This window comes from Cecembia lonarensis LW9, from assembly GCF_000298295.1.
GTDB classification, from domain to species: Bacteria; Bacteroidota; Bacteroidia; order Cytophagales; family Cyclobacteriaceae; genus Cecembia; species Cecembia lonarensis.
Map to the genome: position 1 here is coordinate 1 of NZ_AMGM01000121.1, position 9764 is coordinate 9764.

The 9764-nt window shown below is 40.2% G+C and carries 8 protein-coding genes; 6 read left to right on the forward strand and 2 right to left on the reverse strand.

Translation table 11 applies throughout. The features are described from left to right. Positions 1-353: 353 nt before the first annotated feature. A complete protein-coding gene (locus B879_RS19335) occupies positions 354-2240 on the forward strand; it encodes a M1 family metallopeptidase (RefSeq protein ID WP_238542173.1) in 1887 nt (628 codons plus the stop codon). A 157-nt stretch (positions 2241-2397) separates the two neighbouring features. On the opposite strand, the gene B879_RS19340 is transcribed toward B879_RS19335, so the two are convergent. After that, complete coding sequence (locus B879_RS19340; RefSeq protein ID WP_009186914.1) at positions 2398-2844, reverse strand: VOC family protein; 447 nt, start codon at positions 2842-2844, stop codon at positions 2398-2400. A gap of 109 nt (positions 2845-2953) precedes the next feature. Then, a complete protein-coding gene (locus B879_RS19345) occupies positions 2954-4594 on the reverse strand; it encodes a S41 family peptidase (RefSeq protein ID WP_009186915.1) in 1641 nt (546 codons plus the stop codon). Positions 4595-4743: 149 nt separating this feature from the next. Here B879_RS19345 and B879_RS19350 point away from each other — a divergent pair, with 149 nt between their 5' ends. The 5 genes from B879_RS19350 to B879_RS19370 all read left to right on the forward strand — a co-directional run bounded on the left by B879_RS19350 (position 4744) and on the right by B879_RS19370 (position 9753). Next, on the forward strand, positions 4744-5505 hold the full coding sequence (locus B879_RS19350; protein ID WP_009186916.1) for a hemerythrin domain-containing protein: 762 nt from the start codon (positions 4744-4746) through the stop codon (positions 5503-5505). Then, on the forward strand, positions 5505-5918 hold the full coding sequence (gene ruvX, locus B879_RS19355; RefSeq protein WP_009186917.1) for a Holliday junction resolvase RuvX: 414 nt from the start codon (positions 5505-5507) through the stop codon (positions 5916-5918). Before B879_RS19350 ends, ruvX begins: the two co-directional genes overlap by 1 nt. Continuing rightward, positions 5915-6469 carry a peptide deformylase gene (gene def / locus B879_RS19360; RefSeq protein ID WP_009186918.1) on the forward strand — a complete coding sequence of 185 codons (555 nt, stop codon included), beginning with the start codon at positions 5915-5917 and terminating at the stop codon, positions 6467-6469. Before ruvX ends, def begins: the two co-directional genes overlap by 4 nt. Before the next feature lie 46 nt (positions 6470-6515). Beyond that, entirely contained in the window at positions 6516-7343 is an 828-nt protein-coding gene (locus B879_RS19365) for an amidohydrolase (protein ID WP_009186919.1), read from the forward strand. A 172-nt stretch (positions 7344-7515) separates the two neighbouring features. Beyond that, the gene (locus tag B879_RS19370) at positions 7516-9753 is read left to right on the forward strand and encodes an NADP-dependent isocitrate dehydrogenase (protein ID WP_009186920.1); all 2238 of its coding nucleotides are present in this window, start codon (positions 7516-7518) and stop codon (positions 9751-9753) included. The last annotated feature ends 11 nt before the right edge of the window (positions 9754-9764 follow it).

Sequence of the window (9764 nt, forward strand, 5' to 3'; positions counted from 1 at the left end):
ATACCCAATTTATTAAGCCTTGTCTTTTTAAGCGGGTGCAAACTTATTAAATGATCCAGTTTGATTTGCGTGCACTTGAAAATTTCAAAATTCGAAATTTTCAGGCTAGCCTCAGGCATACCATCTTCTTCATTGGGCTCATTCGAAGTATAAGCATACATCTTCATTCGCCCGCTTTGAAGCTGGCATACCTGAGACTTTTTCAGCAAGCCCTAATTATTTTTTTTCTTCCCGAGCCAATCTGTAATTTTACCCAAGTGAAAAAAATTAGAATTATGTATAGAATAATGAATTTGAAAATTTTCGCCTTTGTGGTTTTATGGGGGCTAAGTTCCCTGACCGTATATGGGCAAATGACGGTTACCGATCACAGAGATGCGGCTTTTACAGAGTTTGGCTACCGTCAAGGAACAGCGTACAGAACAGCTTCAGGAAAACCTGGACCTTCCTATTGGCAGAATGGTGCCGATTACATGATGGAAGTAACCTTGGATGAGGAAAATCATGTCATCAAAGGCTCGGTAACGATTACCTATAAAAACAATAGTCCGGAAAACCTGGACTACCTTTGGCTATTATTAGAGCAAAATAGATTTACTCCAGAGTCAAGGGGAACTTTAACGACACCTGTTCAAGGTGACCGTTACAGCGGCGACATTGATGGAGGTTTCAGCATCAGCAATGTAAAAGCACAGGTGGTGGGAAAAAACAAACCTGTTTCTTCCGAATACCTGATCAGCGATACCAGAATGCAGGTAACACCGGCTGAACCCATTCCTGCCAATGGTGGTCAGGCTACTGTTTCTATGGATTTTGAATTTAAAATACCAGAAAGAGGAATGGATAGAATGGGGCGTTTGGATGTTGAAGATGGGACGATTTACTCCATTGCACAGTGGTATCCCAAGGTGGCTGTTTTTGATGATGTGACAGGTTGGAATACAGACCCTTATTTGGGTGCGGGGGAGTTTTATTTGGGCTATGGGGATTTTGAGTATAAAGTGACCGTTCCTTATGACCACATTGTGGTAGGATCTGGCGAATTGATGAATCCAAATCAAGTGCTTACCAGGGAACAGCAGCGTAGAATGAAGGAGGCTTCAGAAAGTGATGAAAGGGTTTATATCATTTCTCCCGAAGAAATTACAGACTATGCCAATACCCGACCAAAACAAGAGGGGATGTTGACATGGCACTTCAAGATTAATAATTCCAGAGATGTGGCATTTGCGTCTTCAAAGGCCTTCATTTGGGATGCTGCCAGGATCAATCTTCCGAGCGGGAAGAAAGCGATGGCCCAATCAGCTTATTCAAAAGAAAGTGATGGTCAGGATGCTTGGGGAAGGTCTACAGAATACAGCAAGGCATCTGTGGAGCATTATTCTGAAATGTGGTATGAATATCCCTACCCAGTCGCTGTTAATGTGGCGTCCAATGTAGCTGGGATGGAGTATCCTGGGCTCAACTTCTGTGGATACAGGGCAAAAGGACAGAGCCTATGGGGAGTGACAGACCATGAATTTGGTCACAACTGGTTTCCTATGATCGTGGGTACCAACGAGAGAAGGCATGCCTGGATGGATGAGGGTTTCAATACCTTTATCAATTACTATTCGTATTTGGCCTTCAATGATGGGGAATATACCAACAACCTCAAGCAGACTAGGAGATATACCGGTTGGTTGACCAATCCGGACAGGGAGCCAACAGCTACCCATCCAGATAGGACGCAATCCAATAACCTAGGTATGGTCGCTTATTACAAGCCTGCTTTGGGTATGATCATGTTAAGGGAGTATATTCTAGGTCCAGAAAGGTTTGATAAAGCATTTAGGTCTTATATAAAAACATGGGCTTACAAGCATCCTCAGCCTACAGATTTCTTCAACCATATGGAGAATGTTTCGGGTGAAAACTTGGATTGGTTTTGGAAAGGTTGGTTTTACAGCAATGCCAATATTGATTTAGCAATCAATGGGGTTTATCCTTATGGATCTAATTATGTGGTTAGTCTAAGCAATCATGGGGAATTACCAATGCCGGTGTTGCTGGAAATTACCTATGAAGATGGGGAGAAGGAAAGAAAAATGTTGCCTGTGGAGATTTGGTTCAAAGGAAATCAATGGAATCACTTGTTACGCGCAGATAAGAAAGTGGTTGCAGTTGAGATTGACCCTGATAAAGTGATTACCGATATCAATTCAGGTAATGACAAATGGCCATCAGATCTTTATAAATAATTGCTTTTAAACCCTAATGCATATTTTGGGTTGAATAGTCTTGGTGATTTCCCTGTATCTCACCAAGACTTTTTTTGTCACTAATGTTTTTTGCTACTGATATTTTTAGATTCTTTTGCGTCTTCCTAACCTTGTGTCTCTGCGCTTTTGCCTGGCCTCAATATTCATCATTGATTTCAATCCAATAGCCATCAGGATCACGAACATAAATTTGTTTTATGCCATCTGGGCGGATATTGATTTGCCCTTTATTACCTGGCCAATCTTCAAATTCAACACCAAGCTTATTGAGGTTGGCTATGAAATTGTCCATATCTGGGACACTGAAACAAATGTGGTTATTTTTGTTGATGGTAACAGGTTCCCATGGGGCTTGGATAATGTGCATGGAAATATTATTGCCAATGTCAAACCAGGCATGAAGCCCGTCTTTGAAAGGTTCGTCAATTTCTTCGAACTGGAACACATTGGAATAGAAATCGGCACTTCTTTTCAAGTCTTCCACGTACACGGCTATATGGGTGATTTTTGCTTGGGCAATAGATAGCTGACTCGTCATAATCAGGCCTAAGGTTAATAGATATACAATAATTCTTTTTTTCATGGTTATCAGGGTTAAAGAGGAAAGTAAAAAAAATCCTGAAAAATCCGAACCTTAAGATAAGAGGATAAAAAAAGAGGCTGTTTAAAATCAAAAAAGCCTCTTTTTTTTCTCAGTTGGCCTCCTTTCGGGAGTTTAGCGCCAATCTTTCTGCTTCTTCGAATAAATTCAAAGCCTGAAGATATATCTCATTGATGTCATTGATCACCTTGTAGAATGCATTGTCATCAAAAATATTTCTTCCCATATGGGCTTTAAGTAGGATTTTGAGGTAGTCCTTCGACTTTTTGAAATCCTTTTCATCGAATTTCACCTTATTGCTTTCGCCAACTTTGATCAGGCCTTGTAGCATTTCTTCTGTCACCTCAAAGTCTTTGTAGTAGGACTCGAAACTCATATTTTCAAATTTCTTTTTGTTTTTATCCAAATAATCAAGGATAAATTCCCTGGCAGAATCCGAATTGAACAATCTGTTGACATAAGCGCTGCTCATGGTGGTGTCCAATGGAACAAAGAAATCAGGCATGATTCCCCCGCCTCCATAAACAGCTCTACCGGATACGGTTTCATACCTCAGGCTATCGTTGAATTTTATGCTGTCAGCACTGAAGAACTCGCCGTGTTCAAGCCTATTGGTCCAGTCAGAGGAGTAATCCATATCTTCACCGTAGGGCTTTTGAATGGACCTTCCAGAAGGGGTGTAGTATCTGGCAATGGTCAGCCTAAGTTCAGCCCCATCTGATAGGTCTATTGGCATTTGTACCAAACCTTTTCCAAACGACCTTCTTCCTACAATCAATCCCCTGTCATTGTCCTGAAGGGCTCCAGCTACAATTTCAGATGCAGAAGCACTTCCCTCATTGATCAGGACGATCACAGAGCCATCTTCAAAAAGCCCAGGTTTTATGGCGTATGCCTTTTGGTTATAACGGTTTAGTTTTCCTCTTTGTGAAACGATAAGGGCATTGTCATTTAAGATTTCATCTGCTATATTAATGGCTGCACCCATGTATCCCCCTGGGTTGCTTTGAAGGTCTAGAATAAGTTTTCTCATCCCCTGTTCTTTCAGGTCTTTTACTGCTCTTTTGAACTCCTCGTGGGTAGTGGCTGCAAAACGGGTAACTTTAATATATCCCACTTCGTCATTGACCATGTAAGAAGCATTGATGGAATATTGAGGGATTTTATCTCTGGTGATTTCATAAGGAATAAGGTCTTTTTGGCTTTTCCTTTTGATTTCTACATTTACTTTTGATCCTCTTGGTCCCCTGAGCAAATCAAAGACATCTCGGTTGGTGATGCCTGTTCCTGCCACCGTTTTACCATCAACTTTGATGATCTGATCTCCCGATTGGATCCCCAATTTCTCAGATGGACCCCCAGTCAATGGCGCAACCACATATATGGTGTCCCTGACAATGCCAAACTCTACACCTATGCCATCAAACTCCCCGTCTAATTGGGACTTGGCCAAAGTAGCATCTTTTGCAGGGATATAGGAGGAATGTGGATCCAGTTTTTCTAACATTCTTTGAATGCCATATTCTACCAATTCATTGGTATTTACACTGTCCACATAATCTCTATTGATATAAGTGATTATTTCCTGAAGTTTATAGATCGCTGCTTTTAGATCGTTTCTCTCACTTTTTGGTTCAGCAAATGTGGCTCCTATCCAAATACCTGCAGATATGGCTAAGGCAAGGATTAAGGGAAGCCTTATTTGCTGTTTGCTGTTTTTTACTTCGCTCACGTGATCTTGCTGTTAAATGAAATTACTTTATTACGATTCAATTTAAGTTTAAACAGTATTTTATGGTATTTCGTTTTTATAAACGAAATAAATTCGATTTTGGTGGAAGTTTTGCCTTTATTTCTTTAAAATAAGTTAATTTTGTACTGATGATCAATTCCAAAAATATAGAAAAAAATCAGATCAAAGATATCGTTTCAGAGAATTATGTCTTTGCTGCCGTGCTGCATTATTTTGGAATTAGCTTTTTTCAATATGAACTAAATTCACTGAAAGAAGTCTGTGATAAGTTTAGAATAAACCCTCAGCAATTGGTCGATGAATTGGAAACCTGGGCCCAACATAAAGAGCCGGACAGGGAAGAACTTTATCTTCACCCGATTGAAGTATTGGTAGCGTACCTCAAAAGAAAACATTACTATTTTGTTAGGCAGGAACTTCCCTTTTTGTCAAATATGGTTGCAGGAATAGAAATCAATGAGCAGCCTTACAAAAATGTTTTATGTGATTTACGCATTATGTTCCCCTTATTTGTCGAAGATTTTATCCACCATATTCATGAAGAAGAAAATAGACTTTTTAACCGTATCAAACTGCTTCATGAAATAGAGGACGATGAATTTGAGCTTAAGGAGTCATTAAAAATTTTGGAGAAAAGTCCCATTGCTTCCATGTCTGAAGCCCATGAGGCGCATGATGATGAAATGGAGGGAATCCGCAAACTTACTAAGAACTATTTTTTACCAGGTGATGCGCCTGTGTCTATGAGGGTTCTTTATAATGAGTTGCAAAATTTTGAAAAAGAATTAATCATCCATGCCCAGATTGAAGATGAATTACTTTTTCCAAAAGCAGTAGAACTTGAAAAAGAGGTTTTAAGAAAAATCAGAAAAAAGATTCAGAACAATTGATGGGTAGAATTTTAGCAATTGATCTGGGAACCAAAAGGACTGGCATTGCAGTTACTGATACGTTGCAATTGGTGGCCAATCCACTTGAAACCGTAGACACATCCAAACTTATTGATTTTCTAAAGGAATATTTCCAAAAAGAAGACGTGGATACCATCGTCCTAGGGCATCCCAAAAACCTAGATGGAAAGCCTAATGAAATGACGCCGAGGGTCATTAGTCTGAAAGATAGGTTATCCAAAATTTTCCCAGAGAAAAAATTGGTTCTCATAGATGAGCGGTTTACATCTAAAATGGCCATGCAGAGCATGATTGAGATGGGAAGCAAAAAGAAAGACCGAAAAGAGAAAGCTGGAAATCTTGATAAAGTGAGTGCAGCCATTATCCTACAATCCTATTTAGAACAATTATGATATATCCCATAGTTGCCTACGGCAACCCTATATTAAAAAAAGAAGCTGAAGAAATCCATGAGGGTGAGGAAGTCCAAAACCTCATAGAAGATATGTTTAGTACAATGGACCATGCCAGCGGGGTTGGACTGGCCGCTCCACAGATCAACAAAGGAATCCGTCTTTTTGTAATAGACAGTACACTGATGCTGGATGAACAAGATGAGGAAAAAGGCATAAGAAGAGCTTTCATTAATCCCATTATTTTAGATGAATATGGAGATCATTTTGGTTTCGAAGAGGGCTGCCTAAGTATACCCGATGTCAGGGCAGAAATCATAAGGCCTGAAAAGCTGACTATTGAATATTTTGATGAGAACTGGAATCTAAAAGAGGAGGAGTTTACTGGAATGACGGCCAGGGTAATACAACATGAGTATGACCATCTTGAAGGAATCCTTTTTGTGGATTATTTAAAAGGACTCAAAAAAAGATTGGTTCAAAGTAAATTGATTGATGTCAGTAAGGGGAAAGTGTCTACAGATTATAGAATGATCTACCCTTTAAAATAACTAATTAACCAACAAGTCCTCTTGTTGGTTTTTTTCTGATTTACAAATGACAGTACAAGAAAAACCAGATTTAAAACTAGCTCTCGTACAAACAGATTTATTTTGGAAAGATCAGATCGCTAATTTGGCCATGCTGGAGGAAATCATCATGAATCTGCAGGAAAAAGTTGATCTTATCGTTTTGCCGGAAATGTTCTCAACGGGTTTCACCATGGATGCAGAAGAGGTGGCTGAGCCTATGAATTTTTTCACAAGTAGGTGGTTGAGACAACTTTCTGCTCAGACGGGCGCAGTACTGACAGGAAGCATAGTTATAAAGGAAGGGGGGCATTTTTACAATAGACTACTATGGGTGGAGCCTTCCGGTAAATTTAGCAAATACGACAAAAGACATTTATTCAGAATGGCTCAGGAAGACCATCATTATTCAATGGGTACTGAAAGGGTAGTTTTTGAATGGAAAGGCTGGCGGATTTTCCCTCAGATCTGTTATGATCTACGCTTCCCCGTATGGAGCAGGAACAGGGTAATCAATGATGAATTGGAGTATGATATGTTGTTTTATGTGGCAAGCTGGCCGCATCCTAGAATTCAAGCTTGGGACATTTTACTTCAGGCGCGTGCAGTTGAAAATCTCAGTTACGCAGTAGGAGTCAATAGAGTAGGTCAGGACGGGAATGGCATCCCATATTCAGGGCACTCTGCAGCATATAATTTCAAAGGTGAAAGAATGGCTTATGCCGAAAATGAAGAGACAATATTATATGTTTCATTAAAATACGAGGAATTAAAACTATACCGTGAGAAGTTTCCCGCTTGGCGTGATGCAGATCATTTTGACTTGAAGGGTTCTCACGGAATAGAAAATTCATAATTTATTTTGTGCCACTTCCAAAGGTTGGCATGCAACTTTGAAACTGATATAAAATTCCTAATTTTGCTCGCAATTTTGATTTTGTTCTAAATTATGGACCCAAATGACTGTTAGGTACTGTGAAAAACCTTAAAGTATTTACAATAATTATTAATAAATCTTAAATTTTAAAATGACCACCAAAACCGCAAAGATTCTTTATACCCTTACTGATGAGGCACCGGCCTTGGCTACTTATTCTTTTCTTCCTATAGTAAAAGCCTTTACAGACAGTGCAGGCATTCAGGTTGAAACAAGAGATATTTCACTCGCAGGTAGAATTATTTCACAGTTTCCGGAATATTTGGAACCGGGACAAAGAATTAATGATGACTTGGCAGAGCTGGGTGAAATAGCAAAATCCCCTGAAGCTAATATCGTTAAGTTGCCTAATATATCAGCATCTATTCCTCAATTGAAGGCTGCCATTAAGGAGTTGCAAGCGCAAGGATATGCATTGCCGGATTATCCAGACGACCCGACCAGTGATGAGCAAAAAGCCATTAAAGAAAAATACGATAAAGTTAAGGGAAGTGCAGTAAATCCGGTATTGCGGGAAGGGAACTCTGATAGAAGGGCGCCGAAAGCAGTAAAAGAATACGCAAGAAAAAATCCTCATAGCATGGGTAAATGGTCTGCAGATTCTAAATCCCATGTTGCCAGTATGACCGAAGGAGACTTCTATGGCAGTGAGAAATCAATCACCTTGGATCAAGCAGGGAAGGTTCAGATTCAGCACATTGCAAAAGATGGTGAGGTGGTTATTTTAAAAAAACATTTTCCATTATTGCAAGGGGAGGTAATAGACGCCGCTGTCATGTCTGTAGCCGCGCTTAAAAAATTTCTTTTGGAGCAAATAAAAGATGCCAAGAAATCAGGGATATTATTTTCTCTTCACATGAAGGCAACAATGATGAAGGTCTCTGACCCCATTATTTTCGGACATGCCGTAAAGGTGTTTTTCGCTCCTGTTTTTGAGAAACATGAGAAGACTTTGAAAAGTCTAGGGGTGGATGTAAACAATGGATTGGGTGACTTGCTCTCAAAAATCGAATCCTTACCTGCGGAGAAAAAAGAAGAAATAAGAAAGGATATTGCCTCCAGTCTGGAAGATGGCCCTGATTTGGCTATGGTCAATTCCGACAAAGGGATTACCAACCTTCATGTTCCCAGTGACGTGATTATAGATGCCTCCATGCCAGCCATGATCAGAACTTCAGGGCAAATGTGGAATAAAGAAGGCAAGCAACAGGATACCAAAGCTGTGATTCCAGATAGGTCCTATGCTGGGGTATATCAGGAAACCATAGATTTTTGTAAGAAAAACGGTGCTTTCGATCCAGCTACTATGGGTTCTGTGCCTAACGTGGGTTTGATGGCCCAAAAGGCAGAAGAGTATGGGTCACATGATAAAACCTTTGAAATGAAAAAGGATGGCGTGGTTCAGGTTGTGCGGGAAGATGGTACAGTCCTTTTATCCCATGAAGTTAAGCAAGGAGATATTTGGAGAATGTGCCAGACAAAAGATGCCCCCATTCAAGACTGGGTGAAACTTGCTGTTAACAGGGCAAAAGCTACTGGTGACCCTGCGGTTTTCTGGCTGGATAATAATAGAGCCCATGATGCAGAGCTGATTAAAAAAGTAGAGCAATATCTTCCAGACCATAATACCGCTGGACTTCAATTGCATATCATGTCCCCTGTTGAGGCCACCAAGTTTTCTCTGCAAAGGATAAAAGAAGGAAAGGATACAATTTCTGTTACGGGAAATGTTCTGAGGGATTACCTCACCGATTTGTTTCCTATTTTGGAATTGGGCACCAGTGCTAAAATGCTTTCCGTTGTACCTTTGATGAATGGGGGCGGATTGTTTGAAACCGGAGCGGGTGGCTCAGCGCCAAAGCATGTTGAGCAGTTTGTTGAAGAAAACCATTTGAGATGGGATTCTTTAGGAGAGTTTTTGGCACTGGCTGTGTCTCTGGAACATTTAGGTGAAGTTTTCTCCAATGAAAAGGCTAAAGTTTTGGCTGAGACATTAGACAAAGCCACGGGTAAATTTCTTCATGAGAATAAGTCTCCTTCCAGAAAAGTAATGGAACTGGATAATAGAGGAAGCCATTTTTATTTGGCTTTATACTGGGCAGAAGCCCTTGTCCTCCAGGATAAAGATGCAGAATTGAAAAAGGCCTTTTCTCCAATTGCAAAAGCGCTAGGAGAAAATGAGTCTCTGATTGTGTCTGATTTGAATGGTGTACAAGGCGTGAAGGTGGATATCGGAGGCTACTACAAACCTTCATCCGTAAAGACTGCAGATGCCATGAGGCCCAGTAAAACCTTCAACGAAATCCTTGAAAGATTAAAATCCGAATAAAAAAAGCGGCA